The following is a 19,013-nucleotide window of genomic DNA, read 5'->3' on the forward strand; positions in this document are numbered from 1 at the left end:
TTATTTAGTTTGAAGGGTTAAAAAACCCAAGTTCCACAACAATTGACCCCAGATATCCAAGCGGTGTGATCTTAACAACCACCTTAATCATTTCCGTGGAAAGCACGTTTTGATTAGGATCAACAGACACATTTACAGCAGAACAGTTACCTTCCGCAACCATTCTCTGATTTAAGGTACGTCTGATAACGTCCTCTATATAGCTCACTTTTGTTGGCAAAAGCTTACCATCCGAACTGATTTCAACCGTGTCGTTCAGCTCCAATACGTAGGTTTGATATGCCAAACGGATCGCCTTATCCATCGTCCGACCAAGCGCAATACTGGTATAATCGCTCGTGTCGGAAGCAAGAGTAAGATCCTTAGAAATAAAAGCACCTTGCAAGCCCTGGAATGATCGAAGGATCATATAACCGGCATCATGCAAACTTCCAAGTTGAGCGTCAGAATATCCCGATAAAGGAAGGCCCGAAGTAAGCGCACCATTTGCCGAAAACATTCCTGTTTTAACCCTTGCAATAGACTGATGAACCGGGATAGCAGCAAGCGCACCCAGAAACATTCCCATAGAAGCAGTACGCTTTCCGGATTCGGTAACACCCAGAAAAACACCTACACGGTCATTAGCACCTTTTACGCTCACAACACCCGTTAAAGGCGTTACAAGATAACTACCGTCAAGCACTACACGCAATGGTGAAAATTTGGCCGTTTGGCCGTTTGCTACTGCCTGGGCCAAAGTGGCAACGGCGACAAGATCGTAATCCAAAAGACCGGTCATGGTCGGTGTATAACCAACTGCACGACCTAATGCAGTAGCTGCTATTGTTACACGGCCCTGGGCTGCATCCAAAAGTTTTTGCATTGGTCCGGTAGTCGCTGTGAAAACAGCAGCGTGTGTTGTCGCTTCCGCAACCAGGATAATCCAAAGCTCAGCACCAACACCCGTTTTAGAGTAAAAGTCTGAGATCTGGCCATAAGCATACGGATGTGTGGCAACCGCAATTCCAAGGGTAGCAGCATCCGAAAGACTGTAAATTCTGGCCGGTACATTCAAAGCTAACCCTGATGCAGCAATACCGGTAAGTACCATAGCGGCAACTCCGTCATCCGTCACCGTGGTACGCCCAAGGGCACCGTCAGAAACATTTATTTGAACACCTGGCAAAGCCATATAGTAGTCAGTTTTAGAGATTTTAACATAACATATACCTCAAATTCCGTCAGGAAAAGAGGTATATGTCTTAATATTCAGTGTGTGCGTTGGTTACGCTGCTGATGCTTCTACGATTGAAAGAACACCTTTTCCATCCGGACGGCGGCCACGGCCTCCCATCATAATCAGGAATGAGAAAAGACTACCGTAATATTCTGGCTTGTCAATGTCATAGAACATCTTAACATCACCCATTGCACGTTCAACACAATCCCGCTGCCATAAAAGTGTCGCCTGGTTATCCGTAGCGGCACCTGCTGCACCTGGATTTTTAGCAACCGGCGTTCCCGCCTCAGTGTAGATCATCACGTCTGAACGTTCAATCAGATCAAAGCCATAAAGACGGGTAATTACACCACCCTTAATATCGAGTTCCATTGAAACATCACGTTTTAAAAGATCAGGATCACTTAAAAGAAAATCCATTTGATCCGAAGGGATCAGGGCCACACGACCTTCTTTTAACACTTTTTGTTTGTTCATCACCAAACGCGCCTTTTTCAGATCCTCCTTGGTAAGACCTTTACGGTTTCCAGTTGCACCCGGTGCAGCACTGGTAACAGCAGCGCCAGTGGTACGAAGAATTGAAGCAGCGTCAGCAGGTGACCAAAGGCGTAACATCCAGTCAGCAACTTTTTCGCGGATTGTGGCCATATCTTCACGCAAAACGCTTTGAACCTTATCGTAGCTGTATTGCAGCGTTTCAAGGTTGGTCACTAATTTTGGATCAGACGTAAATTCTTTCAGCGTGTAAGTTACCTCAGTATCCGTACGTTTACTGATCGTTGCAGGCAAAATAGTACGGTCAATTTCGACATTGGACGGTTGCCCCGAACCCGGAATATGGACAATTTTACCCAGGTTAACATACTCATCTGCTTTTACGCAGTAATCCAAAAACTCGTTGCTTTTGTACAACAAGCCAATGATTTCTTTTTTCCAAATTTCTACCTCTAAGGCCACGTGTGTATAGTTTAATGTTTGATAATACAATGAAAATTGGAGGGGACACCTATGCAGGCAGGTTATGCCCGGCAGTGTAATTTTAACTCCCACCGTTCTTGCACGGTGCCCCTCACTTTCGCTTTCTGGTTGTGTTTATGTGGTCATTACGGGTTCTACACCGTGGAATGCCTTAAATATTCGCTTGAACTTGTCCGGATTTTCTGCCTTCAAAGTCAACAGTTTCCCTTCTTTGTACAGAGAATCATATTCATCTTTGTCCGCTTTCAAAGTTTCCCCGGATGTTGGCGTAGGCGTGTTTGCAAATTCTTTCAAATTTGTAATGGCCGGTATCGTATCCAAAACTTTTTTAGTCGTGTCAAAGTCAATCATTGCCAGTTTTTTGTAGTGCTCGCGGTCACCGTCAGAAATCTTTTTCTGATTAAAAGCCGAATCCACCAACAGATCAACGGTCGTTTTCTTGCTTGTTTCAGCGACAAGTTTCAACGTAGCATTTTCTTCAAGCACGGTTTTAATATGAGCTGCAACCGTTTCGGCAGTCGCATCTTCACCCAATCCGGCAGCCAAGGCAACGCTCTTTGGGAAAACCTCTTTTTCAACAATTTTCTCGGTAGCAGTTCCCGCTCCCTCCTGTGTTTTACTCATAATGGAAAGTGTTAGATTTTTGATGTACGTTTCTGGGTCTTTCACCACTTCCCCGAACGGTGTGTAGAGCTGTAAAGAATTTGGATTGCTGCCTGAATCGACAATACTGGCTTCGTAAGGTTCCCAGTCCGTAGCGACAATTTCATTACCGATCATCTGAGCGTCAAGGATCGCAACACCTACCGAGCAGGCGTTTAAAAATCCGCGTTCTACTTTACCGGCAATTGGTTTTACTTCTGGATCTTCCAGGTCGAATTCAGGATTGGCAAACCATCCGTTTCCTTCTAGCTTTAAATCGTTCCACTTGCCGATCACCTGACCACGTGTGTGCATAAATAGCATCACCGGATTTTTTTTAAACCGATCCCATCTACCACCGGCAAGCGCAAAGCGGATTCCGTGCATGGTCATCGTATCGTCAATAAGAAGAAATGGTTTGGACATTTGTTTCGTTGATTTGAATCCAAAATTGAGTGCATTTTTTTGATGTCGCAACCGAAAAAAAGAATGGTTGTACCCCACAGCAGAATGGTTGTCGTATATAGGACAACGGTACTTTTTAATTTTCTGATAATTGCCTTTGATTGCTCAATTTTGAACAACCAAAAATCACGACACACTTGTATGAATAAGGATGAAGAGCGTTCAGCCGCAAAAGATCTGTTTATGCTTGGAAGAGATCAGCAGTACGTAGCACGTATGTTGAAAATTTCATCAGCAACAATGTCTAAATGGGCAAAAGAAGGAAATTGGCGTGAAGAACGCTCGACAAAATTTAGCCTTGAAGAATCAAGGGCCGACCGGATGCTCGGCCTGATTGATTACCAGATTGAAGCTTTGCAAGCCACAACCGAAAGAAACCGGAAGGAAGGCGAAACATTAAAACTTCTTGAAAAAGGTGACATTGACGCGCTTAGCAAGCTGTTTGCGACAATTAAAGGAAAAGATTTGTCCTGGTCTCAATATGTGAACGTAACCCGTGAACTGATTGAATATGTTTCAGCCAGGGACAACGATCTTGCAAAACTGATCGTGGAACACACCGATTCCTTTTTGATGCACAAACGTGAATTAATCGCAGCTTAATGGCAACCAAAGACGAAAAGTTCTGGAAGGAATACCAGGAAGAGAAAAAGCGGATTATTTCAGGACGTAGTATCCCGGTCAATGAAAGTGCTGACGCTAAACGAATCCGGATAAAAGGGCTGCTTGAAGATTTTTCAAAGTTCTGTAATTACTATTTCCCGCATTATATGAGCAGCCCTTTTGGTTGGTTTCACAAAAAAGCAGCAAAGGAAATACTTGCAGATCCTAAAATTTTTATTGCCCTCGAATGGCCACGTGGTCATGCCAAATCAATTTTCAGTGACGTAATGATGCCGCTGATATTGAAGGCAAAGAAAGAGCTTAGCGGCATGATCGTTGCATCAAATAACGAGAACAAAGCTATTATGCTTTTGGCTGATATCAAGGCAGAACTAGAATTTAATGACCGCTATATCAATGACTTTGGAAAGCAAAAAACTTTTGGAAGTTGGGGCGATTCCAGTTTTTCAGCCGATGGAATAGGCTTTTGGGCATTTGGGCGTGGTCAATCACCCAGGGGAACAAGAGAAGGAGAAAAACGGCCTGATTATATCGTTATTGATGACATTGATGACAAGCCACTTGTAAAAAATGAGCAGCTTGTCAAAGAAGCCGTTGATTGGGTTTTGGAAGATTTAATGGGCTGTTTCGATCCTAAAAATGGTGGGCGCTTTATTATTGCCGGTAACAGAATTCATAAAAAATCATCACTGGCTTACTTGGTTGGAGATGTTGAAGACGATGACCCGGTTAAAGAATACATTTGCCATATCAAGGTTTTTGCACTTGAAAACCCGAAGACCCATAAAATGGATCAGTCGGTTGACGGTGTTCCCGCCTGGAAGGAAAGATTAACCAGGGCCGAACTGGTTGACCGGATGACGAAAATGGGTTACCGGGCATCACAAAGAGAATACTTTCACATCCATTTGCAGGAAGGTGACAAGTTTAAAGCAGAATGGTTTATCTGGGACAACATGCCCAACCTAAGCGCTTACAAGCAGATTATCACTTACTGTGATCCAAGTTACAAGGACACGGCCAAGAACGATTTCAAGGCCATTGTTGCCGTAGGACGCATGGGAAGATTTTATGACGTACTGGCCGTGTTTGTTGATCAGTGCACTTTAACGGCAATGGTTCAAGCTCATTACGACATGAATGAGGAACTTAAAGCAGCCGGGGCACTGCTGATTTACAACTATCTGGAAACCAATTTTATTCAGGATATGCACCTGAAAGAGTATGTAACAGAAAGTGAAAGCCGTGGTTATATGCTGCCGATCATGGGCGATAATCGTAAAAAACCGGACAAGAAAGGCCGTATTGAAAACTGCACACCATTGTTTGAACGTGGCGTAGTCAGGTTCTGGAATAAGCTTAGAAAATCCAGGCACATGCAAAATCTTACTGACCAGTTTTTATCCTTCCCTGGCGGCCACGATGACGGTCCGGATGCCTTTGAAGGAGCAAAAGAAATTGCAGACGAATTAAACAGAGAAACCAAACCAGAAGCGCCAGAAGGTGCCAGAAGGAGAACCCAAAGACTTTAACATGATAAATTTAATCCTTGTCATTTTCGCCATCATTTCGAGCATCATTTGCATTCCGATCGGTTTTGTATTTGAGATCATAAGCGCCTTCCGATACGAGCGAAGCCGCAAAAAGATTTACCTGTATCTATCAAAAGTGATGCGTGGAATCGCCATCTGCATTGACATGTTAGGCAATGCTTGTTGTGGTGCCTTTTTCAATGCTATTCTGATCACCAAAGGCGGCTACTATTTCGGCAGGACTGGTGAAACGATAAGCAGCGCCCTGGGAAAAAATCAGCTCAAAGGCACCCTTACCAAGGCAGGCAATTTCCTGGCTAATATTTTGGACTGGATCGATGACGAACATTGCTTTAACTCAATTCAAGAATTTTAATAACTCATGGACAAAATTAAACAGATCAAAGAGGCAAGTCAAAAAGCCAGGGAACTAGAAGAAATTCAAGTTGCAATCGAAAGAGCAGAAAATAACTCTGAACATGTTTTCATTCCTGAATTTGCTGAACAAAGAGTTAGAAATGCTGTTTTGGCAGCCCTGAAAAGTATTAAAAAGCGACTTTCGACAGAAATCGAAGCCATAGAAATTTAAGATTATGTTCATAATAAGCACCGATTTAAGCACCGGCCTTTATACGGAAATCAAAAACCTGCTCGCCCGTTTTTCCGAGGTCATGATTTTGACCGCCTGCAAAGCTGCCGAAAGGGAAATTGAAGATTACTTGTCCCGCCGTTACCTGATCCGGCCAGAACTGGAAAAAACCGGCGAAACGCGTGATCAATTGCTAGTAATGATTGGCCGGGACATAGCCATTTACCATTTGTACAGCGTTGCCGAAACCATCCCCGCCAAGGTTTCAGACCGATACAGTGACGCTATCCGGATCTTGAAAGATTACGCATCCGGGGAAATGGCTTTGACAGGTGTAGCTGCTGCACCAGATCCCGGAATTGGAACGCCGGACGGCAATCAGATTGGATTCGGCGGCAGACCGCCACGGCCACCACTGGTTTAAGCCCGTTTAAGTGCCGTTTAAATAACGAGCACGGATTATAATAGCACTAGGATTCATTTTTAAATCTAAAAGGCCGTATGGCAAGGAAAAATAAGGGTTTTAACAAATCCGCTTCAACCGCTAATTCTCAGATAAAACCAGGGCAAACCGTTATTAATGATTTTAGCATTGATATCAGGACGGTAGACATTACCCGGAAGGATTTAACCAAGTGGCGAAATGCTTACCAGTCTGCCATCAGTATTGAGCGCCCAAACCGCAAAGCACTTTATGATATCTATACCGATATCCTGATTGATGACCATTTGAAATCCGTTATTAATCAGCGCCGGTTAGCCGTCACCAATAGCAATATAGTTTTTCAGAATGAAGGAAACCCGGTTGATTCGATCAATAACCTTTTAAATTCTGAGCATTTTGATTTGTTTTTGAAACATGCATTGGATAGCCGTTTTTGGGGTTATAGCCTGATTCATGCCGATTTCAAGAATGATCTTTTCGAATTGGTACCACGCTCGCACGTTGTCCCGAAAGACGGCATTGTTGTTGCAGATCCTTATGATATAACCGGGATCAGTTACACCAAATCACCATATAGCTACTATTACATTGGAGTTGGTGAACCTGACGATTTGGGCTTACTCCTGATAGCAACCATTTTGGTTCTGATCAAACGGGGCAACCTTTCCGACTGGGCGCAATTCAATGAAATCTTTGGTCAGCCAATGCGTAAAGGCACGTATGATCCTCATATGCCAGGCAACAAAACGCAGCTACTCCAAGCCCTGGAACAAGCCGGTGCAATGTCTTACATCGCAGTTCCCAACGGCAGTAATGTTGAATTTATTGAAGCCAACAAATCGGGCGCTAGTGATACCTATGACGGTCTTTATGAAAAGATGGAAAAGGGATTATCAAAACTGATCGTTGGCCAGACCATGACCACCGAAGACGGCAGCAGCCGTTCCCAGGGAGAAGTTCACGAACGTGTTGCACAGGCTATCGCCCAGGACGACCGGCTGTTTGTCACCAAGCTGCTTAATGGCCGTGTCCGGAACATGATGATTGCCCAGGGCTTCCCCGAAGCGGCAACCGGGGAATTTCAGTTTATGGATGAAGAAGCTACCATACCCAAAGACAAGCGGTTAACTATGGATCTCAGCATTCATACGCAGGTAGCACCTTTGACAATCGAATATTTTGAACAGGAATATAATGTCGTTTTTGATATGGAAGCGCTTAAAAAACGTGAGGAAGAGAAAACCAAAGCAGCTGCTCAAATCCCGGTACCAGGTAAACCAGATCCTAAACAAAATGACAAGACAAAACTGGCTTTAAGCCTTTTAGACCGTATACAAGATTTTTTCGTGGCGGCCCGGCATTGACCGGGCCGGAAATAGAAATGGCCATAAGGCTGCATGAGCTTTATTATCATAGTTGTGATCACATTAACCTAAAAGCGGGTGATTCAGATTACAAGCTGCCAAGTTTCCTTAACATAGGTGACCTGGTGGGCAAAGCCTTAAAACGCATTTTCAGTACAAAAAAGGCTGATGTTGATCCTGACCTGATGGAGATTACTTACAGTACATTAAACGAGGCGGTGAACATCGGTGCAGGTAAGATTGAATACGGTAAGCCTAATTATGATCTGGCTCAGCAGCTACGTGAATCCGGCGCTTTGTTTGCTGCCGGTAAGTCCTGGCACCAGGCGAAAGAATTGGCAGCGCTGACGGTTCGGCCAGATGGTAAAATCAGGAGTTGGGAAGAGTTTCAGACACTGGCCGCGCCGGTGGTTGAGAATTACAATCAGACGTGGTTAAAGACTGAATACAACACCGGAATCCGTGCAGCAAGATCTGCAATTCAGTGGAAAAAGTTTGAAGCAAGCGCCGATTTGTACCCAAATCTGGAATACATGCCTTCAACGGCTGCTACGCCAAGCGATGAACACAAAGTCTATTACCACATCATTAAACCGATTCAGGATGATTTCTGGATCAAGCACATGCCACCAAGCCGGTATAATTGCCAGTGTAGTGTTTCTCAAACTGACGATGATGTATCTGACGCAATACCGGATGGGCCAGATGTGGCACCAGGGCTTGACAATAACCCAGGGCTAACAGGTAAGTTATTCAGTGATAATCATCCATACATATCAACACTGAGCGACAAAGAATTAAAAATTGTAACCAAGAAAGCCAAGCAATATGTCACCAAACGAAATGAAGACGGCAGCCGCCGCAGTTAAAAAACTGATGGAGGATGACGCTTACACCATTATTGGTGTAGAAGGTGAAAAGCACTTTAAGAAATCATTTCGGGATGAAGGTTTTACCGACGAAAGTCTTGAAAAGTGGACACCCTTAAAACCGGCAAGTGAAGAACGTAAACGCAAAAAGAACGGCAGCGTTCCTCCAATCCTAACAGATAAGGGCCATTTGTCTGATGCTGTTGATTGGCATAAAGGTAACGGCAGCGTAGTATTTACTAATGATCGTCCCTATGCCGAAATACATAACGAAGGCGGGGAAATCAGGCAGGGTGCAAGATCAGAAACCTTCCAGCGCAACCGTGGCGAAAAGAACAAGTTCGCGAAGGGTACAACACCCGGAAAGGGTTTCGCTTTCAAAGAAAAAACCATTGAAATGCCGCAACGTCAATTCATGGGCCCTTCGAAGGTTTTAGAGGAAAAAATCATTTCGAAAATTGAAAAGCAGCTTGACAAAATTTTTAAGCAATGAGGGTTATAATCATAGGCCACTTATCCAGTTTCGGGGATTTATCAAAACTATTCCCACACGAGACTGTCTTGATCTATCATCATGAAGAACCACCAGAACCGGTAATTATGCCCGTGCTGAGCTACGAGTTATCAGAAAGCATTTACGAGTTTAAACACCATTTTACACCGAAGATCCATGTTCAAAACATTCAGAGACCTGGCAAGCCACATCGGGGATACCGTCACCGCTATCAACTGGATAGACCGCGACAAAGGTCAACTCGAAAAACCTGATTCATTCAATTCCATCATTATACCTGGTATCCTTCTGGATTTCTCAGAAATCGTATGGTTTGGCACAACCAAAGGTAATCAGACCGGCACCGGCCAAGTTACCGTAAAGCTAATTTTTAGCCTTCCACCGGCAACATATGAAAGTTCAGCATGGAGCGACTACCCGGAATATGAGCAAATCACAAATGATCTTTACCAGTCAATTTCACAATTCAATGGAATTAAAGACAGGACAAAAAGCTCAGATTATTACACCGGCAGCTACTACGTCTGTGAGCAAGTATTTAACCTAACCGTTTACCAGGTCATTCAAATCCGGACAATGCAAAAGCCAAAACCGGAAATCCAAGGCACATTATCACACAGTTTAAACATACCAATCCAATGAAAAACCTTCTTTTTGTCCTTCTTTTTTTATTCGCTACTTCCTGCGTGACTTACAAAAATTGTGAGCGTAAATTCTCAAAGTCAGTCGTGGCCGATAGCGTAAAAATTATGGTACCCGTTTCTGTACTAGTTCCCAAAGACAGCGTAATTCTGTCATTCAAGACAGATACCACCTATTTGTACAAAGAAATTCAGCAAGGCCGCGCCAAGGTAATTGTTGAACGTACGCACACGATTACCCAAATCAAAGCTGAATGTGACACGGTTACCATCTATAAAAAGGTACCGTACAAAGTGCCTGGTGAGCGCGTAATCTGGGGCGTTGCTCCGTGGCATAAAGACGCCTTTCGTGGAACGCTCATTGCTCTGATACTTTCAATAGTCTACATCTTTTTTAATAAATTTTTCACAACTCAACGCCGTTCAAAAACCCAATGATTTACAGACCACAAACCATTAATTTCCGGGAGGTTTACCGTGGGGACACCTTTCACCTGACCGATTTCATAGTATCCTCCAACTATGAAATAAAGCCCACTACTGACATTCTGATGCAGATCAGGCCAACCGGCGACATTCCGGAAATGCCAGTACTGACCTTTTCCACGGAAGAAAATGGAGGCATTACAATAGCCGGTCAAACGCTCACATTCCACAAAGAAACGTCAGAAATGCAGCTTGTGCGCTCAGGACGATTTGAATATGATATGGAGTTTACGACCGACAATATTAAAACAACACTATACAAGGGTCTTTTTGAAATCATGCAAGACGATTCTAAAACTTCTTAAAAATGTACATTGAAATAATTCACGACGACAGAGTTGAAGCGCCAGTTTTATTCCAGGGGCCAAAGGGAGAAACCGGTGTAAAAGGTGATAAAGGCGAACCGGGCAACAGTGGCCCTGCCGGTTCAACAGGTGCCAAAGGTGACAAAGGTGACCAGGGAAACCAAGGAATTCAGGGTATACCTGGTGTTAAAGGCGACACTGGAAACACTGGCCCGAAAGGTGATAAAGGCGATCAGGGAATACAGGGAATTCAGGGCATTCAGGGTTCCAAAGGTGAGATTGGCAACACCGGAACTAAGGGCGATAAAGGCGAAACGGGCGATCAGGGAACCCAGGGAATTCAGGGTGTAAAAGGCGACACTGGCAACACCGGCTCCAAAGGTGACAAAGGTGATCAAGGTATTCAGGGCATTCAGGGTATACCAGGCGAAAAAGGCGAAATTGGCAATATTGGTACCCAAGGTGAAAAAGGAGATCCGGGCATTCAAGGAATTCAGGGCATCCAGGGTGCAAAAGGTGATACTGGCAACACTGGTGCCAAGGGAGACAAAGGCGATCAGGGTATTCAGGGCATCCAGGGTATTTCTGGTGTTAAGGGTGAAACCGGCGACACTGGCCCGCGCGGTGAAAAAGGTGACCAAGGTATACAAGGAATTCAGGGTATAATCGGCACAAAAGGTGATATAGGAAACACTGGGCCACAAGGTGCCAAAGGTGACCAGGGTATCCAAGGAATACAGGGTGTAGCCGGATCACAAGGCCCGATTGGTTCTTCCGGAGCAAAGGGTGATAAAGGTGATCAGGGAGCGCCAGGAATCGTTACACAGGATCTGCAAACCTTGGCTCAAAATGTCTATGATGATAAGCGTACAGTTGGGGAAAATCTTCAAACCGTTAATTCACAAACGGCAATAGTTATCACTAAAAGTGGCGAAGCAGGAGTTTCCGCAGGAGTATCACTAGAAGCGTCAATTGATGCCGGTGCTAAGGCTGCCGATGCTGAAGTAAGCAAAGTAGCCGCAGGTATCAGTGAGGGAAACGCCAAGGCTAGCGAAAATAATTCACTTGCCTATAAAGTGTCAGCGGCTTTATCTGCCGATGCTGCATTAATACAATCTGGTGTTTATACAACCGAGGCTTTGGGTAGAGCTGCTGTTGCAGATGGACAAGCATTTAAGGTTCAGGGAACTGGCGAAATTGCAGCCTTTGAATTTAGACGAATAGACGTAAACACTTCTGTTTTGATAGCAACATATGCTAGCGCGTCTGCCCTTAAAGATATTTTCACTCAATCGGCCACAGGAACATTTACGCTTGCCGATTCAAATGGAGACGTATTTTGTGAAATCAGTCCAAGTGGAATTAATTGGGTTGGCCGATCAGCTGAATTACTGGACGCTGTTGATTTCAAAGAAAAAACAAAAAATATCTTAACATCCAACACAGACAAAATGTCTTTCTGCGATCCGTTAGGAAACGTATTTTTTGAAGTTTCCCCCAACGGAATTAATTGGGTCGGGCGAGCAGCGGAATTGGCCTTAATGGCATCAGCGCAAGTGGCTATTGATAAAACCACTCAATTAATTCTAAATAGCAATGATAGGTTAGTTGCTTCTGACATGGATGGGAACGTATTTTTTGAAACAACCCCAAATGGAATTAATTGGGTGGGACGTAAAGCAGAACTGGATACCATTACTTCCATAAAGGATAGTTTAAAAAAGAACAACTCCGGCAAGTTTACCACAGTAGAGCTATATGCAGATTATGTTCACGTTATTGTATATGGACAAAGTTTATCTGTAATGGGAAGCTTTGCTGTTCCGACAACCCTTTATAACGCCAGAACGCACAAAGGCGGGATTTTAACGAATTATAATCCAGATACAGCAGGGGCGGCAGATACTTTTTATGGAACTGGGTTCATTCCTATGCCTACAAGTGGCGATGAGTCAGGAAAGGCAATTTCAAAAATTTTAACGGAGTTAATTCGTGACGAAAACTTAATTGCTGTCTCTGATCAAGGTTTTTTTCCTATTGTAAGTGCGCCTGGAACAGGAGGTGCCAGCTATGCACTTCTGACGGATCAGACTCAAATTTATTACAAGCGCCTGATTGAATCTATCAAGAGATCAAAAGAAATGGCAATGGCCGAAGGGAAGACTTACAATGTTCCTGCATTTTGTTACATACAAGGTGAAAACGGTGATGACGCGAATAATACAATTGAAGTGTTTTACAATAAGCTTGATACGCTTTTCACTTCTTTAAATACTACAATAAAGGCAATCACTGGGCAAACCAATGACGTTCAGTTCTTTGTTTATCAAATGGCTTCTTACCCCGTTAGACCAGGGGCGACCACTGGCCCGCCACTAGCACAATTAAAATTAGCCAAAGAAAAGAGTTACGTGCATTTCGGGACTGCCATGTATCAATATGAGTACGCAGACACAGTGCATTTAACTTCTAATGGATTTCGGGTAATGTATGCAGCCATTGGCGTTGTCATAAAAAGGGCGATTGTTGATAAAATTAAAATGCAGCCTATCGGTATTGCTTCATACATGATTCAAAAAAATGAAGCGAGTACAGTGTGGATTATAATTTGCAAAATGAATGTGCCGGTAAAACCTCTAATTTGGGATGAATCAGTAAATGTTCTATATACAACTTTGCCCACGCATAAAGGCTTCGTTTTGAAAAACGGCTCGGCAGATATTATTACGAACGTAACTTTAAGTCATGGCGACACTGTTAATATCTTCTGTTCTCAAAATCCCGTCGGTCTAACACTAAGTTATGCAATTGGAGGCCGATCAAGTGGTGGAAACTTGCGTGATTCCCAAGGTGATAACGTAAAGATAGATTGTGAAGGCGTAATAAAAAGAGTAGACAATTGGTGCCCAATTTTTGAAACAATCATTTAATTTCAATTACTAAATAATATAATTATGATTTTCATAATCAAAGACGCAGATGCAAGTGTCAATAACATCGGAAGTAAGGTTGAAGTCCCAATAGTTTGGGATGCCGCCGCCGCTGCTTATATCGCACAGATTCCAACCACACTCGCATCTCTTCCTTATGCGAAAAAAAGAGCTTTAAATGATTTTTTTAAGGGAGTAAAAAGTGCTGGATTTTATTCTAAGATAACACATCTTTTCTTACCGTGTTTTGGTCGAGTTGAAGGGGGTGTTAATTTGGTAGCTCCTGCATACAATATTAATTTTCCTACAACGGATGCTGTCTACGATGCAAAAGGTGTGTTCTTTAACCTTGGATGGCAAGTTCCCTTTTTAAAAAACATTAAAGAAAACCACGTTGCTGCGTACACTTCAACAATACCATCCTCTAATGTCGTTGGACGCTATTCCGTTGCTCAAAGCGCAACCAACCACATATTAGGACGCTATGTTATTAATCCTGATGCTGCTGGATTCAGAGTGAATTCAAGTGCAGACAATGCCACAGTAGCGGGTCTTGGAATGTCAATCGGACCTCTGATCGGTTCTGTTAGTAGTAGCCTAGGGAAGCTAAATGCATCTGTTAACGGTGTGCTTGCGAGTAAAACAATAACAACAGTTGGAGGAGCTAATGACTTTCAGTTGATTATCGGAGGTAACGCGCTAACAGGTACGGCAGGATTAGCGATGTGCTCTCATAGTCTATTTTCATTTGGTGATTATTTGACAGAAGTCGAACTTGCATCTTTTGCAAGTCTGCAATCAAATTTAATGGCGGCTTTGCTAGTCTAGTAAATTTGTTATTTCATTTTAGAGAAAAGCCCTGGCACAATCGCCAGGGCTTTTCTCTAATAATTTCATCCAATCCCATTCCCACTATAAGACAAAACTTCTGCACGATCACTTCCGGCCCTAAAAACAAAGGCATGTGTTTTATGCTCTCGATCCCCAAGCTTTTCAATAAACTCAAATCCAGGTGCATCTAATGTCCTTTGGTATTCCTTGTCCTCAATCTTTTTTGCAAGAAACGGCCCTATCTGGTGACGGTCATAAGTTCTGGCAATGTAATCAGCGGATTGATTTGATAATCCATACACTACGGTAATAAGGTCTGTAAATAGCGGCATAATCGAATAGTATTAAATATTCGCTAAATATAACAAAAAAAGCCCTGGCACAATCGCCAGGGCTTTTAAACAATCCTCTCCTCTTAACCTTAAAAATCATTATACGGCTTCTTTTTATACACGATAGCTTCAAGCGTGTAAGCATCCAAAGCGAACATTGATATCATTTCCTTTATAATAAAATCATTGCGGTAGCCGCCTTCAAACCTCTTTTTATAGTAGGTTCTGATCTTTTCATTACGTTCACTCAATCTCGCTCGTCTTTCAGTCCTCTTAATCTCCTTAACCGGCATACGCTGATATTTGCAGGGTTATTCTTTGTTGTAAAATTCAATCATATAATCCTAAAATGCAAAGGGTTCAGGATCAGTAATTTTAATATCTTCTTTTTGGTTGATGTAATAATGGAACGCTTGACGGTATTCTAATAGTTGCAGCAGCCTTTCATTTAATATTTTTAGTACAAAACCTGCATCATGGTTATCAACGTCCTCAGTTGACAGCCACTTTGTTGCTTTGCCAAAAATGCCCTCACAGGTTGTTTTGTCAAATATACGCAAATCCACAAAGTCAAGATGCCCGTTAATTTCCAATTGAAAACCGTAAGCTTTGTTCTTTTCGGTCACCGTATCATAATAAAAATCTATGGCGAATTTACAGACCTCGGTATGAAAGAAATTAGTGATTTTACTCACCTGGCTATACATGATCTGCTTTTGTTTTGTGCTGCCGTAGTAGAATGAATCTCTTTTTTTAAGCAGTCCTGTAAGCAGTTCGAGAATAGGGTTAAAACGTCTCATTACCTTTTTTGGTACAGCGTTTATCATTTCTTGTGTAACTTCAAAATTAGGTTCCATAGTTATCCTTTTTTAATAATAAACTCATTCTCATACCTTCTTTGATTCAAATATGTAGTGGCGTGAACCATCGGCGTTGTATTTGTTAAAAGCCAATATTTGTACCGTGGTAAGGCTGCCATCGCTGCCATCTTATCGGCATCACTCGTTGCGTTCCAAATCTTCTCAGCCTTCTTTCTGTCGCCAACCTTGTAATCGTAAGCGTCCCAAAAAACTGCAAAAGTCAAATCTTCCGGAACCTCTTTGACTTCCCGGATCAGGGCATTTTCACGCCAGGTAAAAAGAACCTCCCTGGTATACGGTGGATGTGCCCAGATCCACCGCCAAATCATACCCGGCCAGTCACCCACAACATTCCAGGATTTTAAAAAATGAAACCCTGTATTGCTATATTCGAGCGTCATAGACAGCTCTTTTCCTTCATCGTCGAAACTTGTTACTATAAATTTGCTCATACTAAATAATGTTTATGAATTTCGCCTCTCATGGTTCTGATCATGTTCATTGTGTGATCAGGAATCGCGGGTAAATGACTTTCATTTTCTGGCTTGGCATCATTGAACAGCATAAATAATGCAAGTGCCTCATGACGCTTTAAAAACACTTTTACCGACTTTCCGGGTTTGTGGCCAAATGCCTGGATCTCCTTTGTTTTTGAATCCAGGCGATTATACAAATCATGCACACAGCTGAATAATAGATAATCCATTTTGCCGTGCATCAATTGAATTTTAAGCGCATGAACATCGCTGCCAGTCAATATCAGCCCCAGGATTTCAGCCAGTATTTTTGTTTCCTGGGGCGTAAGGTTTATTACTAATTTGTTCATCCGGGCAGTTTGATTTGATAGAGCGGTGTCATTAGTCCGTCAATATCTTGGACAACAGGCTCTGTAAATACAATTGCCTTTTGAGGTTGCAGATTAAAGAAACGTTTGCAAGCCGGACGACATGAAAAAGTAAAATTCATGGACTTTAAATTTACTGTTATCTTAAATCCTGTTTCCTCCGATGATTGCATAATAAAGAGTTCACCTTTATTAAAAACAAACTCCACATATTCAGGACTTCCCATTAATTCATAAAGCCCTTTTGTCAATCTGAATCCTCCTGATTTGCTGACACTGACCAATATTGGACTTGGCCTTTCAATAGGCAGTGGTTTTACTGTAATCTTATTTATACGTTCCATTTAAACAGTTTTTAAAGCCTCATTAACCATCTTTTTAGTGCGATAATCCCGCCATCTTTCCAGTGCCGTAATGCACACAACTAGCTCTTTATAGTCGAGCTGAAACAGGTTAGGTTTCTTACAGGTCTTCAAAATGAAGGTATTTAAAGCCGTATAATCTACTTTACCATCCTTCATTTTCAAAGCTCCGATATCGTTGGCGATGGCGCGTGCCTTGGCTTGCATTTTAGCCACACGGGCGTCGAAACTTCCGGAAAGCATATCAATGGCCCTTGCCATTTCGTGAGCTGTCAGGTCTTTGGATGAAGTGCAGCGTCCGGCACTTACTTCCCTGACTAATTCTTTCTTTTCGTCCCGATCAAGTTTTAATTTGCCAATCAGGCCGTGAAATCTTTCGTTTTGCGATTTAAGTCTTTGCATTTTAAGCGTAGAAAACCTTTTTACAATTCTGACAAATTCCCATTCTCATATCAAACTGATGGCCGCAGTTGTCGCAGATCCACCATACCTCGTGATTAAAAACAAACGTTCTGTATCTCATTTTGAAGAACCTGAAAACAGCCAGATGGCCGGGTAAATGATGATAAGAATCAGGGCGGCCAATATTGCCGATATGCCAAACAGGCCGCCCAGGATAATTTTAATAGCGCGGATCATTTTAGAGCCTTAACGTCTAGTCTGATATCCTGCTCCTGGCTAATATTATACTTAGCAAGAACTTGTCTTAAATCCGCGTCCGTATCTGCATTCTGGCAGATCATTTTGATGTTCAGATCAACATTCAAATACTGATCAGTCATGTCATTAGCGACAATTTCCCGATCCTTTGGCGTCAGGCTTTTGCCGTTTTTAGCCCAGACAAGTTTTGGCGTTCCCATTACTTCTTTGACAATTCCGGTAGTTAGAACCAGTTCTCCATCAACAAAAGGAGGCTTTTCAAATGCGATACGTGCATCAATACGCTCTTTCAAATCCTTCATTTTGACAGCCATTGCACCGGCAGCTTCTTTCAGTGCCAGATACTGGGCAACTTCAACATCCAGTTGATCAATAACCACTTTTACTTCTAATCCTTTGTCTTTAATTGTTGTGCTTTTCTTAGCCATTTTAAAAGCGTTACGCCGCCGCGTTTGGTTTAAATTGTTATTTTAAATCACAGAATGTTGGTACTATTTTATTGGTAAACTGGTCAAGTTCTGCCTGATTGGTTAGCTTCCATTGTAAGGCTCCAATCCTGCCATAGAAGACGCTTAAACTATTTTCGATGTAAGCAACCGGCTCCGTATCAGTTCCAAGAAAACGGCTAGTAAACATTTCCTTAAATCCCCCGTTATTATCCCATTGCTTGACCACTTCCTGTTCAAAACCGGCCTCGATAAATTGTGAATGTTGAAGCATTTCCATCGGTTAAAGGTGCTCTTCAAGCCAGTTCGTGACCATTTCCAGAATTTCACGACCAACCGCCCGGCCTTCTGCCGTAAACCAGTCCACAAACAAAAACAGCTCGTGATCTTCCGGAACATCGCTAAATCCATGCAGGCTGATTTCTTTAATGGCAGGAATCAATTCGTTAGGGACAATCTGATACTGATAATCGCGTAGATACACGCCTGTAAATCCTTCCAGGATCTTTTCAAAGTCGTTACGCATCACGGTCAAAAACATTTCCTGATTAGTCAGGTTTGCGGCTTCTACCATTGCAATTGCTTCTGCCTGACGATCAGTTGCAGTAATTTCTGTTAATTCTAAAATTCCTAAGCGTTCCATAATTAGCCTTGTTTAGATGGTAAAAAACCTGGTATTGCTCTTTCAATAAAATCGTAGAAAACATCCTGTGGCAGGTTGGTATTACAGCTTATTCCTGGCTTATTTCCCTGGTAATTAATTGTGAACACCACGTAATCTTCTGAATCTGTTACACTTTGGATCGCAGCCTCTTTTCCTTCATTGGAAAGGGTTGCTTCCGGTAGTCCGTTGGCCATTTTAGTTATCGTTGCGGACAGCATCTCTACACTCAACTACCTTTGTCATTACTTCCTTTTGTACTTCCAAAGGCAAATCTGAAAAGGTGTCAACGTTGCCACCTGCAACATTGCGCTCTGAATTGATTGTGATCAAAATGTAATTTCCACTTGTAATAAGGGCCTGGGCAGCTTTAATACGCCCGCTGGACACTTTGTTAAATGATTGATTCAT

Annotated in this window: 28 protein-coding genes; 13 read left to right on the forward strand and 15 right to left on the reverse strand. The window is 42.7% G+C overall.

Annotated elements, in window-relative coordinates:
- Window positions 1–4: 4 nt before the first annotated feature.
- From FDK13_RS24355 to FDK13_RS24365, 3 genes are all read right to left on the reverse strand, one after another.
- Window positions 5–1,174, reverse strand: coding sequence for a DUF2586 family protein (locus tag FDK13_RS24355; RefSeq protein WP_137342614.1), 1,170 nt, complete (start codon window positions 1,172–1,174; stop codon window positions 5–7).
- 93 nt (window positions 1,175–1,267) lie between these two features.
- On the reverse strand, window positions 1,268–2,179 hold the full coding sequence (locus tag FDK13_RS24360) for a phage capsid protein (protein ID WP_137342615.1): 912 nt from the start codon (window positions 2,177–2,179) through the stop codon (window positions 1,268–1,270).
- A 135-nt stretch (window positions 2,180–2,314) separates the two neighbouring features.
- The gene (locus FDK13_RS24365) at window positions 2,315–3,268 is read right to left on the reverse strand and encodes an HK97 family phage prohead protease (protein WP_137342616.1); all 954 of its coding nucleotides are present in this window, start codon (window positions 3,266–3,268) and stop codon (window positions 2,315–2,317) included.
- Window positions 3,269–3,448: 180 nt separating this feature from the next.
- Here FDK13_RS24365 and FDK13_RS24370 point away from each other — a divergent pair, with 180 nt between their 5' ends.
- From FDK13_RS24370 to FDK13_RS24430, 13 genes are all read left to right on the forward strand, one after another.
- On the forward strand, window positions 3,449–3,910 hold the full coding sequence (locus FDK13_RS24370; RefSeq protein WP_137342617.1) for a hypothetical protein: 462 nt from the start codon (window positions 3,449–3,451) through the stop codon (window positions 3,908–3,910).
- Window positions 3,910–5,463, forward strand: coding sequence for a hypothetical protein (locus FDK13_RS24375; protein WP_137342618.1), 1,554 nt, complete (start codon window positions 3,910–3,912; stop codon window positions 5,461–5,463). Before FDK13_RS24370 ends, FDK13_RS24375 begins: the two co-directional genes overlap by 1 nt.
- 1 nt (window position 5,464) lies before the next feature.
- A complete protein-coding gene (locus FDK13_RS24380) occupies window positions 5,465–5,839 on the forward strand; it encodes a hypothetical protein (protein ID WP_137342619.1) in 375 nt (124 codons plus the stop codon).
- Between the two features lie 6 nt (window positions 5,840–5,845).
- Entirely contained in the window at window positions 5,846–6,052 is a 207-nt protein-coding gene (locus FDK13_RS24385; RefSeq protein WP_137342620.1) for a hypothetical protein, read from the forward strand.
- A 4-nt stretch (window positions 6,053–6,056) separates the two neighbouring features.
- A complete protein-coding gene (locus tag FDK13_RS24390; RefSeq protein WP_137342621.1) occupies window positions 6,057–6,476 on the forward strand; it encodes a phage protein Gp36 family protein in 420 nt (139 codons plus the stop codon).
- A 77-nt stretch (window positions 6,477–6,553) separates the two neighbouring features.
- Window positions 6,554–7,861 (forward strand): phage portal protein family protein, encoded by a 1,308-nt coding sequence (locus FDK13_RS24395; RefSeq protein WP_137342622.1) that lies wholly within the window; start codon window positions 6,554–6,556, stop codon window positions 7,859–7,861.
- A 17-nt stretch (window positions 7,862–7,878) separates the two neighbouring features.
- Window positions 7,879–8,730 (forward strand): phage head morphogenesis protein, encoded by an 852-nt coding sequence (locus FDK13_RS24400; RefSeq protein WP_137342623.1) that lies wholly within the window; start codon window positions 7,879–7,881, stop codon window positions 8,728–8,730.
- Window positions 8,705–9,223, forward strand: a complete 519-nt coding sequence (locus tag FDK13_RS24405) for a phage virion morphogenesis family protein (protein ID WP_170982906.1) — start codon at window positions 8,705–8,707, stop codon at window positions 9,221–9,223. The genes FDK13_RS24400 and FDK13_RS24405 overlap by 26 nt, the downstream gene beginning before the upstream one ends.
- A gap of 177 nt (window positions 9,224–9,400) precedes the next feature.
- A complete protein-coding gene (locus FDK13_RS24410) occupies window positions 9,401–9,886 on the forward strand; it encodes a hypothetical protein (protein ID WP_137342625.1) in 486 nt (161 codons plus the stop codon).
- Window positions 9,883–10,323: a hypothetical protein gene (locus tag FDK13_RS24415; RefSeq protein WP_137342626.1), complete on the forward strand. Its 441-nt coding sequence runs from the start codon at window positions 9,883–9,885 to the stop codon at window positions 10,321–10,323. Before FDK13_RS24410 ends, FDK13_RS24415 begins: the two co-directional genes overlap by 4 nt.
- Complete coding sequence (locus FDK13_RS24420; protein WP_137342627.1) at window positions 10,320–10,676, forward strand: hypothetical protein; 357 nt, start codon at window positions 10,320–10,322, stop codon at window positions 10,674–10,676. The genes FDK13_RS24415 and FDK13_RS24420 overlap by 4 nt, the downstream gene beginning before the upstream one ends.
- Window positions 10,677–10,678: 2 nt before the next feature.
- Window positions 10,679–13,606, forward strand: coding sequence for a collagen-like domain-containing protein (locus tag FDK13_RS24425; protein WP_137342628.1), 2,928 nt, complete (start codon window positions 10,679–10,681; stop codon window positions 13,604–13,606).
- Between the two features lie 24 nt (window positions 13,607–13,630).
- Window positions 13,631–14,434, forward strand: coding sequence for a hypothetical protein (locus FDK13_RS24430; protein WP_137342629.1), 804 nt, complete (start codon window positions 13,631–13,633; stop codon window positions 14,432–14,434).
- Window positions 14,435–14,499: 65 nt separating this feature from the next.
- Here the strand turns inward: FDK13_RS24430 and FDK13_RS24435 are convergent, their stop codons facing one another.
- The 12 genes from FDK13_RS24435 to FDK13_RS24485 form a co-directional block, all read right to left on the reverse strand.
- Window positions 14,500–14,769: a hypothetical protein gene (locus FDK13_RS24435; protein ID WP_137342630.1), complete on the reverse strand. Its 270-nt coding sequence runs from the start codon at window positions 14,767–14,769 to the stop codon at window positions 14,500–14,502.
- 89 nt (window positions 14,770–14,858) lie between these two features.
- Window positions 14,859–15,020 (reverse strand): hypothetical protein, encoded by a 162-nt coding sequence (locus tag FDK13_RS35555; protein ID WP_170982907.1) that lies wholly within the window; start codon window positions 15,018–15,020, stop codon window positions 14,859–14,861.
- Between the two features lie 93 nt (window positions 15,021–15,113).
- Window positions 15,114–15,626 carry a hypothetical protein gene (locus tag FDK13_RS24440; protein WP_137342631.1) on the reverse strand — a complete coding sequence of 171 codons (513 nt, stop codon included), beginning with the start codon at window positions 15,624–15,626 and terminating at the stop codon, window positions 15,114–15,116.
- 2 nt (window positions 15,627–15,628) lie between these two features.
- Window positions 15,629–16,081 (reverse strand): LvrA C-terminal domain-related protein, encoded by a 453-nt coding sequence (locus FDK13_RS24445; protein ID WP_137342632.1) that lies wholly within the window; start codon window positions 16,079–16,081, stop codon window positions 15,629–15,631.
- Window positions 16,078–16,455, reverse strand: coding sequence for a hypothetical protein (locus tag FDK13_RS24450; protein WP_137342633.1), 378 nt, complete (start codon window positions 16,453–16,455; stop codon window positions 16,078–16,080). Before FDK13_RS24450 ends, FDK13_RS24445 begins: the two co-directional genes overlap by 4 nt.
- The gene (locus FDK13_RS24455) at window positions 16,452–16,817 is read right to left on the reverse strand and encodes a hypothetical protein (protein WP_137342634.1); all 366 of its coding nucleotides are present in this window, start codon (window positions 16,815–16,817) and stop codon (window positions 16,452–16,454) included. The genes FDK13_RS24450 and FDK13_RS24455 overlap by 4 nt, the downstream gene beginning before the upstream one ends.
- A complete protein-coding gene (locus FDK13_RS24460) occupies window positions 16,818–17,237 on the reverse strand; it encodes a hypothetical protein (RefSeq protein ID WP_137342635.1) in 420 nt (139 codons plus the stop codon).
- Between the two features lie 233 nt (window positions 17,238–17,470).
- Window positions 17,471–17,923, reverse strand: a complete 453-nt coding sequence (locus tag FDK13_RS24465) for a hypothetical protein (RefSeq protein ID WP_137342636.1) — start codon at window positions 17,921–17,923, stop codon at window positions 17,471–17,473.
- A 37-nt stretch (window positions 17,924–17,960) separates the two neighbouring features.
- The gene (locus FDK13_RS24470; protein WP_137342637.1) at window positions 17,961–18,215 is read right to left on the reverse strand and encodes a hypothetical protein; all 255 of its coding nucleotides are present in this window, start codon (window positions 18,213–18,215) and stop codon (window positions 17,961–17,963) included.
- A gap of 9 nt (window positions 18,216–18,224) precedes the next feature.
- Window positions 18,225–18,584, reverse strand: coding sequence for a hypothetical protein (locus FDK13_RS24475; protein WP_137342638.1), 360 nt, complete (start codon window positions 18,582–18,584; stop codon window positions 18,225–18,227).
- Window positions 18,585–18,586: 2 nt separating this feature from the next.
- Complete coding sequence (locus FDK13_RS24480; RefSeq protein ID WP_137342639.1) at window positions 18,587–18,799, reverse strand: hypothetical protein; 213 nt, start codon at window positions 18,797–18,799, stop codon at window positions 18,587–18,589.
- A 1-nt stretch (window position 18,800) separates the two neighbouring features.
- Complete coding sequence (locus FDK13_RS24485) at window positions 18,801–19,013, reverse strand: hypothetical protein (RefSeq protein ID WP_137342640.1); 213 nt, start codon at window positions 19,011–19,013, stop codon at window positions 18,801–18,803.

The organism is Dyadobacter frigoris, assembly GCF_005280585.1.
Lineage (GTDB): Bacteria > Bacteroidota > Bacteroidia > Cytophagales > Spirosomataceae > Dyadobacter > Dyadobacter frigoris.